At 52.1% G+C, this 15,469-nt stretch carries 14 protein-coding genes; 2 read left to right on the top strand and 12 right to left on the bottom strand.

The annotated features are described in order from the left end of the window. Positions 1–35 precede the first annotated feature (35 nt). The 7 genes from RDN79_RS01365 to RDN79_RS01335 form a co-directional block, all read right to left on the bottom strand. Entirely contained in the window at positions 36–1,622 is a 1,587-nt protein-coding gene (locus RDN79_RS01365) for a tetratricopeptide repeat protein (protein WP_298550452.1), read from the bottom strand. Positions 1,623–1,635: 13 nt separating this feature from the next. Further along, the gene (locus RDN79_RS01360) at positions 1,636–2,568 is read right to left on the bottom strand and encodes a PstS family phosphate ABC transporter substrate-binding protein (protein WP_298550454.1); all 933 of its coding nucleotides are present in this window, start codon (positions 2,566–2,568) and stop codon (positions 1,636–1,638) included. A 53-nt stretch (positions 2,569–2,621) separates the two neighbouring features. Then, positions 2,622–3,440: an energy transducer TonB gene (locus tag RDN79_RS01355; protein ID WP_298550456.1), complete on the bottom strand. Its 819-nt coding sequence runs from the start codon at positions 3,438–3,440 to the stop codon at positions 2,622–2,624. Positions 3,441–3,445: 5 nt separating this feature from the next. Further along, the gene (locus RDN79_RS01350; protein ID WP_298550458.1) at positions 3,446–4,111 is read right to left on the bottom strand and encodes a biopolymer transporter ExbD; all 666 of its coding nucleotides are present in this window, start codon (positions 4,109–4,111) and stop codon (positions 3,446–3,448) included. Between the two features lie 14 nt (positions 4,112–4,125). Continuing rightward, positions 4,126–4,734, bottom strand: a complete 609-nt coding sequence (locus RDN79_RS01345) for a biopolymer transporter ExbD (RefSeq protein WP_298550460.1) — start codon at positions 4,732–4,734, stop codon at positions 4,126–4,128. A gap of 5 nt (positions 4,735–4,739) precedes the next feature. Beyond that, positions 4,740–5,549 carry a MotA/TolQ/ExbB proton channel family protein gene (locus RDN79_RS01340; RefSeq protein WP_298550462.1) on the bottom strand — a complete coding sequence of 270 codons (810 nt, stop codon included), beginning with the start codon at positions 5,547–5,549 and terminating at the stop codon, positions 4,740–4,742. Between the two features lie 90 nt (positions 5,550–5,639). Then, entirely contained in the window at positions 5,640–6,035 is a 396-nt protein-coding gene (locus RDN79_RS01335; RefSeq protein WP_298550464.1) for a hypothetical protein, read from the bottom strand. A 222-nt stretch (positions 6,036–6,257) separates the two neighbouring features. On the opposite strand from RDN79_RS01335, the gene eno reads away from it, so the two are divergent. After that, positions 6,258–7,541, top strand: a complete 1,284-nt coding sequence (gene eno / locus RDN79_RS01330; protein ID WP_298550466.1) for a phosphopyruvate hydratase — start codon at positions 6,258–6,260, stop codon at positions 7,539–7,541. Positions 7,542–7,612: 71 nt separating this feature from the next. Here eno and RDN79_RS01325 read toward each other — a convergent pair whose 3' ends face one another. The 5 genes from RDN79_RS01325 to RDN79_RS01305 form a co-directional block, all read right to left on the bottom strand. After that, positions 7,613–8,311, bottom strand: a complete 699-nt coding sequence (locus tag RDN79_RS01325) for a hypothetical protein (protein WP_298550468.1) — start codon at positions 8,309–8,311, stop codon at positions 7,613–7,615. 222 nt (positions 8,312–8,533) lie between these two features. Then, entirely contained in the window at positions 8,534–9,583 is a 1,050-nt protein-coding gene (locus RDN79_RS01320) for a DUF2776 domain-containing protein (RefSeq protein WP_298550470.1), read from the bottom strand. A 173-nt stretch (positions 9,584–9,756) separates the two neighbouring features. After that, positions 9,757–10,104, bottom strand: a complete 348-nt coding sequence (gene rplS / locus RDN79_RS01315) for a 50S ribosomal protein L19 (RefSeq protein ID WP_298550472.1) — start codon at positions 10,102–10,104, stop codon at positions 9,757–9,759. 136 nt (positions 10,105–10,240) lie between these two features. After that, positions 10,241–11,479: an acetylxylan esterase gene (locus RDN79_RS01310; protein WP_298550473.1), complete on the bottom strand. Its 1,239-nt coding sequence runs from the start codon at positions 11,477–11,479 to the stop codon at positions 10,241–10,243. 36 nt (positions 11,480–11,515) lie between these two features. After that, positions 11,516–12,271: an NIPSNAP family protein gene (locus RDN79_RS01305; protein WP_298550475.1), complete on the bottom strand. Its 756-nt coding sequence runs from the start codon at positions 12,269–12,271 to the stop codon at positions 11,516–11,518. A 195-nt stretch (positions 12,272–12,466) separates the two neighbouring features. Here RDN79_RS01305 and RDN79_RS01300 point away from each other — a divergent pair, with 195 nt between their 5' ends. After that, positions 12,467–15,454 (top strand): glycoside hydrolase family 3 N-terminal domain-containing protein, encoded by a 2,988-nt coding sequence (locus RDN79_RS01300; protein ID WP_298550477.1) that lies wholly within the window; start codon positions 12,467–12,469, stop codon positions 15,452–15,454. The last annotated feature ends 15 nt before the right edge of the window (positions 15,455–15,469 follow it).

Genomic DNA, 15,469 nt, shown 5'->3' with positions numbered 1-15,469 from the left:
CAGGGTGAGAAAACATGAAGATAGAGAAAAAGTCTTTATTTGATGTTTTTCAGTGCTTCTAAAGCCGTCTTGTCGGTGGGGGCGATGTCGAGGATTTTGTTCCAGTACAGTTTTGAGCTGTCCATGTCCTGCTTGAGGTAATAGTAGTAGCCCAGGTAGCGGTAACATTCGGATAGTTCCTTCCGGTATTTGTCCTGATTCTTTTCGAGCATCGGGATGCATGCTTCGTAGTACGGTTTAGCCAGCCCTTTCTCCGTTTCCGGGTCCAGCAGCGAATTGGTACGAGCCTGCCACAGGACGCCCAAGTGACTTGACGGCACGCGCTCCTTCACAATGGCGAAGACACTGTCCGCTTTCGCCAGGTAGCCGGCTGCAAGCGTACTGTCCTTGACCGCCGCGCCATAGTAATATTTCCCTAACTGGTAGAAATCCGAGGCCTCTGCCGCTTCGCCCGCCTGTTCGATATATTTCGTATAGGCTTCGATCGCCGCATTGTCGTTTCCACTGTTCAGGTTGACATTGGCGATATCCTTGTATATTTCAGGATGCGCATGGTTGCCGCTAAGCGTTTGAGCCTGCTGCAAGGCGGCTAAAGACTGGTCATACTGCTTGGCTTCGTTCAGCAGGCGGCCGTAATACAGATAGTCCTGCCAGATAAATTTGCCGTCCGGAATCCGGAAGAAAGCAGTCGCCTCGTCCAATCCCTCCTGGTACTTGCCGGTTTCGCAGGCGTCATAGAAACTGAGACGTTTCAACAGGAAATTGTCCGGGTCCATAGCTTCGCCTTGGGTAAGTACTTCGGCCGCTTTGTCATACTGTTTGTCGAAGAACAAGGCGGAAGCATAATGAACCAGGTTGTCGGTGGAGTATAACCCGCCTGCCATATATTTGTCGTAGGCGTCGACCGCTTTGGCATAGGCGCCCTGCAAGGAATAGACGTTGCCCAACGTGCGCTGGGCGAGCAGGTACTCCGGATGGTTGGCTATGACCTTCTGCAACATCTCGACGGAGAGGGAAGGAGTCACAGCCTGATAGACCTCGGCATACCGGATGTAGGCGATCCGGCAGTCCGGATCGAAATGGATCGCCTGTTCGTATTTGCCGGCGGCATCGCCCGGCTTGTTTTGTGCCAACAGGCGGTCACCTTCGTAGAGGAAGATGGCGGGAGCGTTCGGATTCTGTTTCCGGGCGCTTTCAAGGGAGGCTGCGGCCTCTTCCTCCATGCCGTTTGTCGAGTAGGCGGAGGCGATGGCAACGTAGGTGTCTGCATTTTTCTTGTTGACCTTGATCGCTGTGTCGAATGCTTTCCCGGCTGACGGCCGGTCTGTTTTCAACAGGATTTTCCCTTCGCCGACTTTATTGAAGGCATATTCGGGATCGGTTTCCCATCCCTGCTTGTAATAGCCGAGTGCCTTTGCCGTTTGTCCGGCATCGAAAGCGATCTCGCCTAAATAGTAGAGAGCTACCGCCTTTTCGGCAGGGGTACCGGCCAGCTGTTCCTCGAACAGCTTTTTGGCGATGTCCGGTTCACCGGCCTTATAAAAATCAATGCCGGGATTATTGCCTGCATAAGCGATGCTTGCCAGCAGGCTGATGATGAGGATATAGATAGTGCGTGTCATACGATTATATTGTTTATTTGATGTTTACGATTCGCAGCGGCTGTGTCACCGGAAGCAACCCCGATTTGAGGATGATCCGTTGTCCGCGGTCGCTTGCTACAAAAGAGGCAAAACCTGAAGCCAGTCCCGTCCGGGGTTCGGAAAGGAGCAGGTAGACAGGTCGTGTCATCGGATAATCGTCCAAGGCGATATAAGCCTGGTAAGGCTTGAAGCTGTTTGCAGGAGTCGCCTCCCGGTAACGGCTGACGGCCATCACGCGGATATTATCGATAAAGCTCATGCTCGTGGAATTGACCGGGTTGCTGACCCAGTTGACCCCGATAATGCCGAGTGCCCCCGGAGTTTTCGAGACATAATCGAGTACCGCCCGGTTGCTCTGTTCCGCTTGCAGGTGTCCGCTTAGCTTCTCACCGCCGCAGATCGAGTCGATCGCATACCGTACCGTACTTGAATTCGGGTTGTCGAACACTACTTCGATGGGCATAGCCGGGTTGCGGGGCGACAATTCGTTCCAGTTGCGTATCCTGCCGGTCAGGATCTCCTTCAATACGGGCATCCCGATCAACGAGTCCCGGTTCGTCCGGTTGATGATCAACGCGATCGCATCGGTCGCGACCTTGACGGCTTTCGGAAACAGCTTCTTTTGGTTCATGTAAGCGGTTTCCTCCTGCGTCAGCGGGCGGGTGGTTACGGCCAGCCAGGTACTGTCGTGCAACAGCCGGTTGATCGTCTCCGTCTCGCCGGAAAACCGGGGGACGATGCCTGCCTCTTTGTAGATGCTTTCGAATACGGCGATCTCCTCCTGCACGATCGGGGCAAGCGATTCATCTACCGCAATCGCTATCACGCCGCTTGTGGGAGTGTCGTCGGGTTCCGTCCGCTTTTTAGAGTTGCAGGCTGCTAAAAACGCGGCAGCCAAGAGAGAGAGGATAAGAGTCCGTTTCATATTATTTCCTGTATTTAAGTAACCTGTAACTTCGGAAAAGCCAAGGTTCATGATCATTGTAGTTTAAAACGTACCGGAACGATGAAGTAGACGGGAACAGCCCTGCCGTTCTGCTTGCCCGGCATCCATTTCGGGAGTGATTTGATTACACGTATTGCCTCTTTGTCGCATGAAGGATCGAGCTTGCGGAGTATTTCCACATCCGTCACTTCGCCGCTCGGACCGACCACAAAACGGATCGTCACGCTTCCCTGTATGCCCTGTTCGGCGGCGATGACCGGATATTTCAGGTGGTTGGCGATGTACTTCAACAGTTCTGTCGTGCCACCCGGAAATTCCGGCATCTGTTCGACGGCCGTATAAGGCTTCGTCTCTTCCTGGATCACCTCTTTGTTGTCTTTCAGGTCGGCGATGTCGATCGCGTCTTCACTGTCCGTTCCTTGTACGTCGGCTACCGAGATGGCCATCTTCGAGGTCGTCAGTTCTTCCTGTGTCTTGATCTCTTCATTGTCGTTCACCTCCTTGTCCGCCTTGATGACGGGAGGGGTGAATTTGATGGTGCTTTTGAGTTTGGGGGGCGGCGGGGCTTCGATGTTGCGCACGATGTTTTCCTCCGGCACTTTCGTATCCATCGTCAGGTCGGAGAGGGCGGTCACTTCGAGCACCTGCTCCTTTGCGTGTTGCGGTACGACCGAATGGATGATGGCGGGCAATACCATGAGCAGGATCGCCCCGGCCGCTACGATCAGAAGGGCGCGGATATGGCGGGAGGAGGAGGTCTTACGTAACTCGTAGGCGCCGTACTCCTTATTCTTTCCGGTGAAGACCAACTCGCACCATTCCGGTGAATTCAAGTTTATATTCTTTAGCATAACCGTCATTTTTTAGGATTGGACCGGGCAATCTGTTTGGCCAGCTCGCCGCCGCTCTTCAGGTTGTCGATCAGAAATTTATCTCCATCCGTGATATCCACGATTGCGTATTTGCCGATATTGCATATCTGCATTTCGTCCAGTGCGTCTACCAGGTTCCGGTAGGAGGCGTCGTCGGTAGCCTTTATCAGGACGACGGGAGCGTCTTTGGAACCTTTTATCTCGGCGGCCTGCTTCTTGAAGTCGTCTTCGGAAATCTCCTTGTTGAGTTTCTTCAGCTTGAGTTCCTTCATCTGGCGGACGACATCGAAATTGCGTTCCAGCAGGATGTCGCGCAGTCCGGCAGGCGAGTAGCCGGTCTGTTGCAGCGACTCGACGTGCTCGTAGTCCGGTTCGCCGAAATAGTAGTATATCTTATCGTCTTCGCCAAGCAACAGGGTGATGGCCTTGGAGGCTTTGACCTTCGTCTGCTCCGCTTCCGTTACCTGGTCTTTCGACGGCATACTGATCTCCATTGTCTGTGGCTTGCTGAGCGAGGTACAGAGCATGAAGAAGGTGATCAGCAACATGTTCATGTCCACCATTGGCGTGAAGTCCACGCGGACGGTCATCTTTTTCTGTTTGCCTTTCTTGCCGTCGTCTTTGCCTTTGTCTGTATTTACTTCTGCCATGACTTTAGTCGTTGTTAGACATTGTCGGGCATCTTTTTGAGCGAGGTAATCAAATTATACCGGTTCTCTCGAAGGTCCTGCAATGTGTTCATGATGTTTTTAATCTTCGGATAAGGAGTGTCCTGGTCCGCCTTGATGGCGATGACGAGGTCACGGTTCACTTCCCGCGCATGTTGCACCCAGAGTTTGAACTGGTTGTCGGTGCTGTCGGCGGGAATGCCGTAGTCCTTCATCAGTCGGTCCTGTTCGCCGGACGGCATGCCGAGGAACTCCTGCATGTTCTGGATGGGGACACCGAAGGAAGGTTGCAGGCTGAAGTCGTACACCTCTTTGTCCGTGAAGTTGATGCCGAAATCTTTTCCCAGCAGCTTCAGGACGTTCGCCTTGTCTTCCTGTTTGTCCAGGCTCATGAATACTTTCCCGTCGGGGTCCACCAGGATGGAAAGGATGTCCGTTTCCGGTATCTTGATCTCGGAGACGGACGAAGGGGTGGCAACCACCACCGGCTCTTTCTGGATAAAGGTGGACGTCAGCATGAAGAAAGTAAGCAGCAGCACGGTGACATCACTCATCGCCGTCATGTCGATGAATGTGCTTTTGCGTTTTACTATCAGCTTAGGCATAGGACTTAATGTTTAGCGGCAAACGTCTGGACGATGGAGAAACCGATTTCATCAATAGCGTAGGTGATATTGTCTATTTTACTGGTGAAATAGTTGTATGAGATGATGGCCAGCGCGCCGGTAGCGATACCAAGTGCGGTGTTGACCAATGCTTCTGAAATACCGGTGGACAGGGCCACCGAGTCGGGTGCTCCGGCATTGGCCAGGGCGGCGAACGAGCGGATCATGCCTAATACCGTCCCCAACAGCCCGAACAAGGTTCCCAGCGTGGAGATCGTGGCGATGACCGGAAGGTTCTGCTCCATCGAAGGAAGTTCGAGGGCGGTGCTCTCTTCGATCTCTTTCTGGATGATCAATATCTTTTGTTCTTTGGTCTGTCCGGAAGAACTTTCCACGTCGCTGTAGCGCGACAGGGCCGCATTGACGACATTCGCAACGGAACCTTTCTGCTCGCTGCACAGCTTATGGGCGGCGTCGAGGTTGCCTTCCTCCAGATACTTCTTGATGGTCTGTACGAAGTGGACTAAATTTTTTCTCCCTTTGGAGCGGCTGATCGCGATCATGCGTTCGATACTCAGGGTGACGACGGTGAGGAACAGGGTGATCACCACCGGGACGATGTAACCGCCTTTATAAACCGTACCGAAGTAATTGCCGGGCAGCGGATGGTTGGCGGGATTGTTATCCATGAAGTTCGCCGGGTTGCCCAGGACGAATTGGTAAAAACATACGGCAATGATGAAACATGCCAGGATAACGATGGCTGCGGAAATGCCGTTGTATGCTTTCTTATTATTTGTTTTTTTAGTTTCCATACTCTTGAATTATTTGATACACACCCTTATGTCCCCTCTCCAAGAGGGGAGACGATTACTCTCAGCTACTAAAACCAACAGTATGGACTATCAAATAATAATTTTTCGTAAGACGTAGACCCAATGGCCCGCCCGTATACGAAGGGAAGAACATTTTAAAGAGTGAGTGACTGATACTATTTCCGATATCTTGTTGAGGGCATCTTGTCCCTTTTGCAAGGACTGTTCGAGCTGGCGGGAGACGGTTTTCAGGAACCGCTCGCCTATCTCCGTAGAATGTTGTACACGGTTGCTCAGACAGGGGGCTGCATTAGGGCATTGGTTCAGTTCGAAGTATTTTATCTTATGTTGCAAGGAGAGGGCTTTCTCGTTGGACGTAACGGCCGTTTGCTTTTTGTCCGCAGCGGATTCGCCTGTCGCGGCCATGATTGCCTGTCCGGTGATAAGCAGGAGAAGAAGTGATAATATGGATAATAACCTTTTCATCATGACCGATTTAAAAACTCTATCGTATAAAAGAAACAATGCGGTTGGGAAAAGGTTGAGGGATTTTTAGAGAAAAGTGGAATTAAGATGCTGTTTCTCCCCCTGACCTCTATTGTCAATTGCGTAAATGACATGATAAATAAATTCGATCTTGTTTTTCCAACAAAGCCCCGCCCTCTTTTGTTATATTTGTACGAAAGATAAAACTCAAATATTAGAAGTATGGAAATTGTAAAAGTAGTAGGACGAGAAATCCTTGATTCACGTGGTAACCCGACTGTTGAAGTAGATGTACATCTGGCTTCCGGCGCTTTTGGCCGTGCAGCCGTTCCTTCCGGCGCTTCTACCGGTGAAAACGAAGCGATCGAACTTCGCGATGGCGACAAGAAACGCTATGGCGGCAAAGGGGTTCTGAAAGCTGTCGATAATGTCAATAACGTAATTGCTCCCGCTATCCTGGGCATGAGTGCCTTGAATCAGCGTGAGATCGACCATAAACTGATTGCCCTGGACGGCACGAAGACTAAGTCCGACCTCGGCGCCAACGCCATGCTGGGCGTTTCGCTGGCTGTGGCCAAGGCGGCTGCCCACTATCTGGACCAGCCTCTTTACCGCTACATCGGCGGAACGAATGCGTATGTATTGCCTGTCCCGATGATGAATATCATCAACGGAGGTTCCCACTCGGATGCCCCGATCGCTTTCCAGGAATTTATGATCCGCCCGGTAGGGGCTTGCTGTTTCCGCGAAGGGTTGCGTATGGGAGCCGAGGTGTTCCATGCCTTGAAGAAGGTGTTGCACGATCGCGGCCTGAGCACGGCTGTCGGTGACGAAGGCGGTTTCGCTCCTGCTTTGGACGGAACGGAAGATGCCCTTAACTCCATCATGGCCGCCATCAATGCTGCCGGATACGAACCGGGCAAGGACGTGACGATCGCAATGGACTGCGCCGCCTCCGAATTCTATCACGATGGCATATACGATTATACGAAGTTCGAAGGCGACAAAGGCGCCAAGCGTAACGCCCAGCAGCAGGTGGAGTACCTCTCCGGCCTGGTTGCCAAATACCCGATCGACTCTATCGAGGACGGTATGGACGAAAACGACTGGGCAGGCTGGAAACTGCTGACTGCGGCGTTGGGAAGCAAATGCCAGTTGGTCGGTGACGACCTGTTCGTGACGAACGTTGAATTCCTGAAGAAGGGGATCGAAGAAGGTTGCGCCAACTCCATCCTGATCAAGGTGAACCAGATCGGTACCTTGTCCGAAACATTGGATGCGATCGAAATGGCGCACCGCAACGGCTACACCTCCGTCACTTCCCACCGCTCCGGCGAAACGGAAGATGCCACGATCGCCGACATCGCTGTGGCGACCAACAGCGGACAGATCAAGACCGGTTCGTTGAGCCGCTCCGACCGTATGGCCAAATACAACCAGTTGCTCCGCATCGAAGAGGAGTTGGGCGACTTGGCTGTTTATGGATATAAGACTTACAAGAAGTAAGAATCCCGTTAATGATTTGGATGTAAGTGAAAGGAGATTGTCCGCGGATGGGCAGTCTCCTTTTTTGTAATTCAGGCGCCTTTCCTGAAGATCACCTCGTTTTCGTTGTCGTTTTGCAGGATGAGGTTCATGTTGCTGTAATCGATTGTCCCTTCATACAGGACTTCATCGTTGACCAGCAGTACGATGTTGTCTTTTGCCGTACGGAACCAGTGCCCCCTGTAGTCGCTTACGAACTTGGCGGGTGATAATTGGTAGGTCGTGCATTGGAATGTGTAATCGTTGTCGAAGGTGATGGAGGTCTTTGTCCGGGCCTCTTTCTCGTTCGGATGATAAGCGGCGTAGACGGCATCGGTAATGATGTCTTTCGGATTGCAGGAAGTTGTCCGGTCGAATCCGACCAGCCCGGTGATCAGGAGCTGCATATCGGGGCCTTCCTCGTCCGCTTCTTTGGGAACCAGATAGCCCATTACGCCGCAATTGATGGCCTCCATCTCTTTCGGCTTCATCTCCTGGTATCTCTTTTCGACTTTGAGGTATTCGCCTTTCATGGCTACCGGAAGGACGGCCCCGCTGATGCAGTCTTTCAGTGTGGCGGCATCGGCATAATAGGTGAAGTCTCCGTTGAAGTAAAAGATGTTCGGGCCGGTCGGGATCGTATCTTTTGTAAAGTTTTCCGCTTGCGCCGCTTCGTTTGCCGTTTTATGGCCAGTGCAGGCCGCCAGTAACGGGAGGAGAAAAAGTAATCCGATTAATTTCCTTGTTTTCATATTCTCAGTTGTTTAAAATATGAAAGAATAACAAAGAGGCCTTGTACTATGTTTAAAAAAGGAGGTGTGTCAAACTATGGGACTTGATCCGTTAGCTCTTTCCTCCTATCATATTCGTTCCCGCTCTACTGTCCATCGGTTTATGGAACACATCCCGGTTTCTAATGAGTCCGAAGGAAAAGGGTAGAAGATACGGGTTTTTCTGTTAAGTCACGGCCTGTCCTAATGTGAAGAAGTCCCGCTTTCCAGAATACTTACGATGGAGAAAAGCGTGAAACAAATGCCTCCCAACCCGGCCAATACGCGTGCCGGAACGAAATAGTATCCGTGGATGGAACCCATCTCGAACAGGAAAGCCGACAGGAATAAGCAAGTCAACGCCGTGAAGATGGGAATCAGCGGGATGCGGTTGGATAGTTTGAACTCATGCCGCCATATCTTCGACAGCAATATCACCTTGCTGGAAATGCTGTAACAAACCAAACCTAAGCCGATCATGATGTAGCCGGTCGAACCGAGCGCCATGTCGGCGGTTCCCAGTATCAGGATCAATCCCCAAATGATGCAAAGACTTCCCATGACGAGGACCAGTACCGGCCATATCTTGCGTTCGGTCGGCGAGAAAATGTTCCGTATCTGCCGGGCAATGGTGGCAACCAGCGTGATCAGGCTGGTACAGATCGAGGCGAGTCCGATCATCACATGTCCGGCAACAAAATATTTAGGGTGTAAGTCGCCTTTGGACAATAGCACGAACGCCCATATCCAGGTTGTCAGCGAGAGGATGACGGCAATGGCGATCAGCATCAGCCCCTGTGCCCGGGTAAAGGCTTTCGGCGGAACGTCGTGGTCGCTTTTTCTGGCATTTTCGGTAATCATGGTGAAACGGGTGGAGGATGTGGCGGTCGTTGCGACACAAGCCGTGATAAACCCTACGCCGCATACCACATGCCCTGCAATGAACGAAGCCGAGTCCGGATAAGCATGCAGGATATGCACGCCGCCTATGACAGCCAGAACGGCCGAAAGGTAGCCGATTCCCGGAAGCACATATTTACTGACCTGCCCGAACGTCCCGATGATCTGCCGTATGATGGTGGCGGCCGTCGAGAACAGTGCGATGCATATCATACCCAGCGAGAAAACCACAGGCCCCGCCACATACCGGTTCGGATCTGTCCCGTAGGAGGTGACGAACCAGCCGTAACCAAAACAAAACAGGGCCATAAGTAAAGGAATTGCCCTGAACAGAACGCTAATACCGTAATTCATAGGAACATCTTTTTTGAGTTTCCAGACAAACAATGCCTGTCAGGGGTTTGTTCCTGTTCTTTACATTTTATAAATACTTTTAGGTGTAGACGGAGATTCCGACGCGTATCCAACAAAAAAGCCGCCCGAAATGAATCGGACGGCTTTTTCGTATGGCAATAGAACCACAGAGATTACACTCTTCTTTCTTTGATTCTTGCTTTCTTACCGGTAAGAGCACGCAGGTAATACAATTTAGCGCGACGCACTTTACCATACTTGTTAACCGTGATGCTTTCGATAAACGGAGATTCGATCGGGAAAATACGTTCTACACCTACGTTTTCAGACATCTTACGCACTGTGAAGCGTTTTTTGTCACCATGACCTGAGATGCGGATTACGACACCTCTGTACTGCTGGACACGTTCTTTGTTACCTTCTTTGATACGGTAAGCAACTGTAATAGTGTCACCACTCTTGAATGCAGGAAATTCCTTCTTCGTAGCAAACGCTTCGTTTACAACTTTAATTAAATCCATTGTTTTTAAGCTTTTTAATTGTAATTTTTAATGAAACGCAATGTAACGGGCTACCTGTCCCGACAGAGATTACGTAAAGCGGATGCAAAGGAACGAAATAATTATTTGATACGCAAGCAGTAGCCGGAAATAAATTTTACTTCAGCAGCCATTTGTCGGCGAACCTGATGTAGTTCTCCCAGTCGAAATCCGTCACATCGTGCACGCCGGTACGGTTGTGGTAGGCGACACGGTTCATGATCGGTGTGTTGACCGCCGGCATCGTGGTCGTTTCCAATCCTTTCATCCCGTAGAGCTTGTAGACCTCTCCGGCGTATGCGGCCGAAAGAAATTCACCTTTCGGATCGGACCAGCGGTCTTCTTCGGCGCTTGCCACATAAAGGGGGCGGGGGGCGATGAGGGCCAAGAGTTCATGCTGGTCGATCGGCAGTTCGTCTTCTTTCTTGTTATACCGGCGGAAGTTCTGACAGAACCAGTGGGGGAAAGCGTGGTTGATCCGGTTGACCGTCTCGCCCACCTGCCGTCTGGACAGGGCTGCTCCGCCACATCCGGATTCGTTGGAGACGACGATTGCGAAACGCGGATCGGTCGCGCCTGCCCAGAGGGAGGTTTTGCCCAGGCGGGAATGTCCCATCAGGATGATTTTGGAGGCATCGACCTGCCAGTCTGTTTCGAGGTAATCCATCACCCGGCTGTAGCCCCATGCCCAAGCGGCGATCGCCTGTCCGCCGTCCGCCGGGATGTCTCCTTCCGACCGATAGCCGAAGAGGGCGAGAATGCTTTCCGCATACCTGTCCTTGCTGTCGGGGAAGAAGTCGAAGTAATGGACGGTGGCAAGCCCGTAGCCGGCGTCGATGATCTTTTCCACCGGCCAGCGCGATGCTTGGTTGCCGCGTGGGCGGTTGGAGTGTTGCGACGGGATGATGTCCGGGTCCGGAGAGATGGTCTGGTTTCCCTGGAAGTTGAAATGCAGGAATACAGGCGCTTTTGTTTTGACATGGTTCGGCAGGTACATCAGCAGCAGGGCTTTCCGTTCCACACCGTTATGGCTGAATGTGATTTCGATCTGTTTGCGGGTGGCGCTGCCGTTGACGGCACTGTGGTTGTCGTCCAGCTTTTTGTAGGACACATCCACTTTGTCCGCCGGCATCTTCCCATATACCTGTTCGGTAAAGACGGACAGCAGTTCCGGCCGTCTGGCCTGTTCCCATTGCTGCACGGTTGTCACTTCCCGGCCGTCGGCCGTCTTTAACAGGGCGGGCAGGGTGTAAGGCGGTATTTTGCTTTCGTCGTAATTCGCTTCATCGGCTTCCTGGGCATGCCCCGCCAACAGGCTGCCAACCCAAAGGCACAGGAGGAATAAGGTTTGTCTCATCACAATCAATTCTTAATTTTTTAATTCTTAATTCTCTCACATCTGCGAATAAGGCAACGGCGAGAGGAACAGGCTGGTGTTCCGGGTGGCCGTATAGGCATATTCCGGCAGGTTCTTGATCCGCTGCCAGTCCGGGTGTGTACGGAATTTGTCCCAGGCGGCATTGCGTGTCGCTTCGTCCTTGTACCAGGTGAGATAAATCACCGCCGGCATGATCGGGCCGGCCAATACTTCCCCGTAGCAGACGGAGTTGATGCCGACTTTGTCGAAAACATCTATCTCGTCTTTGTTGAACATCGCGACTTTCCGTTGGTTGGCCTCTTCGTTGGGGCTGTGGTACGTCCTGAGTTCGAACATCGTCCGGTTCTTGTCCGGCATCAGAAGGGAAGGAATTTTGTCGAAAGCCTCGCACAGGAAACTTTCGAAATTGAAGTAAGCCGGGTGGGGAGCCGTCTTGTCGAAATAGGGTTGTGCCGCTTTCCTGAATGCCGTGTCGTCCCAGATCTCTCGCTTTACCTTATAATAAGTAGTGATATCAGGATAGACAAAGAGCAGCAGGCGGCGTTCTTTTTCCTCTTTCTTGTAGGGGGCGAAAGCGCCGGCTTTGATGTTCTTCCGGTTGTAGGCCGGGATCAGTGTATCGCGGAAAAAGTCGTCCAGGCCGTCCGCGTCTCCTTCCAGCGTGTAGATCCGCCATTCGTATAGCTGCTTTCCGGAGGAAGCGGCTTTTTCGGAGGTCGCAGCTATCCCCTTGATAGCCGGGAGCGTAGCCAACATTCCTGTCAGCTTCATAAAGTGCCTTCTTTGCATGGTTCTATAGAATTTAGATTAAAAATTAGTTAGTAAACACCTCAAAGGTAGGAAATATCAGGGTAATTTCTGTACATTTGTTTTGATTTATGATTTATGAAGTATGATTTATTAGAAAGACATTGTGATCATTATTCGTAAGTCATAAATTATAAATCATAAATTTCAACTCTTTCGATGAAGAAAATATATATCTTTTTATTTAGTTGTGTTGCCGTTCTTTCCGCTGTCGCACAGACGACGCCGAACCTTTACCGGGCAGTGGACAAGGCGAAAATGAATCATTGGGTGGACTCCGTCTTCGACGCGATGAGCTACGACGAACGCGTCGGGCAACTCTTTATGGTCATCGCCAACCCGAAATCCGACACGCGCAATATGCAACGCCTCATGCGTTACGTCAATGAGATAAAGCTCGGCGGCATCCTTTTCCATAAAGGCGATCCGGTCACGCAGGCCGAGGTGACGAACCGCCTGCAAAAAGCCTCCCGCGTCCCGATGCTCGTGTCGCTGGACGGCGAATGGGGACTTTCCATGCGCCTCTCCGGTACGACCCGTTTCCCGAAGAATATGATGTTGGGGGCGATCGAGGATAACGACCTGATAACCGAATACGGCAAGGAAGTCGCCCGGCAGTGCAAGGAGATGGGAATCCACATCAATTTCGCACCCGATATGGATGTGAACAGCAATACCGACAACCCGGTGATCGGTCTGCGCTCCTTCGGCGAGAATCCGCAGGCGGTGGCCGAAAAGGGGCTGGCGTATGCCCGCGGGCTGGAAGGGCAGGGCATCCTGTCCGTCTCCAAGCATTTCCCCGGACATGGCGATACCGCCGAGGATTCCCATTATACGCTGCCTGCCGTCCATCAGGACCGGGCACGCCTGGACAGCGTGGAACTGCTGCCTTTCAAACGTTACATCTATGACGGCTATGCCGGCGTGATGACCGGACATCTTTATGTCCCGGCATTGGACAAGTCGCGCGATAAGCCGGTTTCCATGTCCCGTGCCGTTGTCACCGGCTTGCTGCAAAAAGAACTCGGGTTCCGGGGGCTCTGTTTTACCGATGCCTTGGCAATGAAAGGCGCGACTACCCGCAAGTCCGACAATCCTTCCGTAAAGGCGCTGCTGGCGGGCAATGATATCCTGTTGGCTCCGGCGGCCCCGATCAATGATTTCGCAGCCGTGAAGGAAGCCTTGGATGAAGGTATATTGGACAGGGAAGAGATAGAAGCGAAGATCATCAAGATCCTGCAATATAAATACATTGCCGGGCTGAACCACTATCGCCCGGTCGAGACGAAAGGTTTGTCCGAACGGCTGAACTCTCCCCATGCTGCATGGTTGGCTGCCAAGTTGAATGAAGAAGCGATCACCTTGTTGAAGAACGAAGGCGACATCATCCCGTTGAAGCAGCTCGATAAGAAAAAGATCGCCGCCCTGTCTATCGGCGACGGGGTAGGAAACGAGTTCCAGAAGATGTTGGGGCGCTACGACTCGATCGCTTGTTTCAGCATCGGTCGCAATGCGACGGCCGCCCAGGTGCAGAGTGTCTATAAGAAATTGGAGAAATATGATGTGATCATTTGCGGCGTACACACGGTCCGCATTCCGGAAAGCCCGGCTCTGCGCCAGTTGGCAGCAAGGAAAGAACTGGTCTATGCCTTTTTCACCTTGCCCTATTTTTGTAAAGAATATAAACCTTCCATCCTGAAAGCCAAAGCGGTCGTAATGGCCTACGAGGGTACGCCGCTTGCTCAGGAATATGCGGCGCAAGCCATCTTCGGCGGCATTGCGGTCAAAGGAAAGTTGCCGGTTTCCATTCCCACCCTGTACACGGCGGGGACGGGCGTGTTTACCGAAAAGACACGTCTCGGTTATCATGAGCCGGAAGAAGTGGGCGTAAGCCCCGAACGTTTGGACGTGATCGCCTCTATCGTGGAAGACGGCCTGGTGCAGAAGGCTTTTCCCGGTTGCCAGGTGCTCGTAGCCAAAGATGGCATGATTATCTACGACAAATCATTCGGCTATTTCGACTACGACAAGAAACAGGCTGTTGACGAGAACTCCGTCTATGACCTGGCTTCTTCTTCCAAAGCGGCGGGGACCTTGCTGGCCGTTATGAAAGCCTATGACGACAAGATGTTCACGCTGAACAATAAGATATCCGATTTCGTCCCCGAACTGAAGGACTCGGACAAAAAGAACCTGGTCATCAAAGACCTCCTCTACCATCAGTCCGGCCTGACGCCGACGATCAATTTCTACCTGAACGCGATCGACAGGGACAGCTACAAAGGCAGCCTGTACAGCAATGCAAAGAACCAGGCGCATCCGGTCCGTTTCGATGCCCGGACGTATGTGCGTAACGACTTCTCTTTTCTCCCCGATCTGGTATCCGCCCGGAAGAAGCCGGGTTTTACGACAGAGATCGCCCGCAACATGTATCTGCACGACTCTTTTAAAGACACCATTATCCGGGAGATCAAAGACTCGCGCCTCGGTGTGCGCGGCAAGTACAAATACAGCTGCATCAATTTCATCCTGTTGAAGATGATGGTGGAGAAGCAGATGCGGCAACCGATGGACCGCCTGCTGCATGACACGTTCTTCAGCCGGCTCGGAGCCTGGCATACAACCTACAATCCTTTGCACATCCTCGATACGGCGCAGATCGTCCCGACCGAGTATGATGGTTTCATCCGTCGTCAACTGCTGCGCGGCTATGTGCACGACGAGGCGGCCGCTTTCCAAGGGGGCGTTTCGGGCAATGCCGGACTTTTCTCCAATGCGGGTGACCTGGCGAAAGTGCTGCAACTCTATCTGAACCAGGGAAGCTACGGCGGCGAAGAATATTTGTCCAAAGAGACCAGCCGCCTCTTCACCCAAAGCAAAAGCCCGACTTGTCGTCGCGGCCTGGGGTTCGACAAGCCGGTAGTTGGCGGGGGCAAAGCATCTCCTTGCGGCAGCCTGGCTCCCGCCTCCGTCTATGGGCATACCGGTTTTACCGGCACTTGCTTCTGGGTGGACCCGGATAACAACTTGCTGTATATCTTCCTGTCCAACCGGGTGAACCCGACACGGGCCAACAACAAGCTGAGTTCGCTGGAGATCCGTACACGTATCCAAGACGCAATCTATAAAGCAATCAACAATTCTTAATTCTTAATTTTTAAT

It is taken from the genome of uncultured Parabacteroides sp., assembly GCF_902493135.1.
GTDB lineage: Bacteria > Bacteroidota > Bacteroidia > Bacteroidales > Tannerellaceae > Parabacteroides.
The sequence above is the reverse complement of the archived record's forward strand: the minus strand, read 5'-3'. Positions and strand labels throughout refer to the sequence as shown.

Bases quoted from the DNA above. Each gene is read 5' to 3' on its own strand.
- RDN79_RS01365 (WP_298550452.1), bottom strand. From the start codon at position 1,622: ATGACACGCACTATCTATATCCTCATCATCAGCCTGCTGGCAAGCATC.
- RDN79_RS01320 (WP_298550470.1), bottom strand. From the start codon at position 9,583: ATGAATTACGGTATTAGCGTTCTGTTCAGGGCAATTCCTTTACTTATG.
- RDN79_RS01355 (WP_298550456.1), bottom strand. From the start codon at position 3,440: ATGCTAAAGAATATAAACTTGAATTCACCGGAATGGTGCGAGTTGGTC.
- RDN79_RS01340 (WP_298550462.1), bottom strand. From the start codon at position 5,549: ATGGAAACTAAAAAAACAAATAATAAGAAAGCATACAACGGCATTTCC.
- eno (WP_298550466.1), top strand. From the start codon at position 6,258: ATGGAAATTGTAAAAGTAGTAGGACGAGAAATCCTTGATTCACGTGGT.
- RDN79_RS01350 (WP_298550458.1), bottom strand. From the start codon at position 4,111: ATGGCAGAAGTAAATACAGACAAAGGCAAAGACGACGGCAAGAAAGGC.
- RDN79_RS01325 (WP_298550468.1), bottom strand. From the start codon at position 8,311: ATGAAAACAAGGAAATTAATCGGATTACTTTTTCTCCTCCCGTTACTG.
- RDN79_RS01360 (WP_298550454.1), bottom strand. From the start codon at position 2,568: ATGAAACGGACTCTTATCCTCTCTCTCTTGGCTGCCGCGTTTTTAGCA.
- RDN79_RS01305 (WP_298550475.1), bottom strand. From the start codon at position 12,271: ATGAAGCTGACAGGAATGTTGGCTACGCTCCCGGCTATCAAGGGGATA.
- RDN79_RS01335 (WP_298550464.1), bottom strand. From the start codon at position 6,035: ATGAAAAGGTTATTATCCATATTATCACTTCTTCTCCTGCTTATCACC.
- RDN79_RS01310 (WP_298550473.1), bottom strand. From the start codon at position 11,479: ATGAGACAAACCTTATTCCTCCTGTGCCTTTGGGTTGGCAGCCTGTTG.
- RDN79_RS01300 (WP_298550477.1), top strand. From the start codon at position 12,467: ATGAAGAAAATATATATCTTTTTATTTAGTTGTGTTGCCGTTCTTTCC.
- rplS (WP_298550472.1), bottom strand. From the start codon at position 10,104: ATGGATTTAATTAAAGTTGTAAACGAAGCGTTTGCTACGAAGAAGGAA.
- RDN79_RS01345 (WP_298550460.1), bottom strand. From the start codon at position 4,734: ATGCCTAAGCTGATAGTAAAACGCAAAAGCACATTCATCGACATGACG.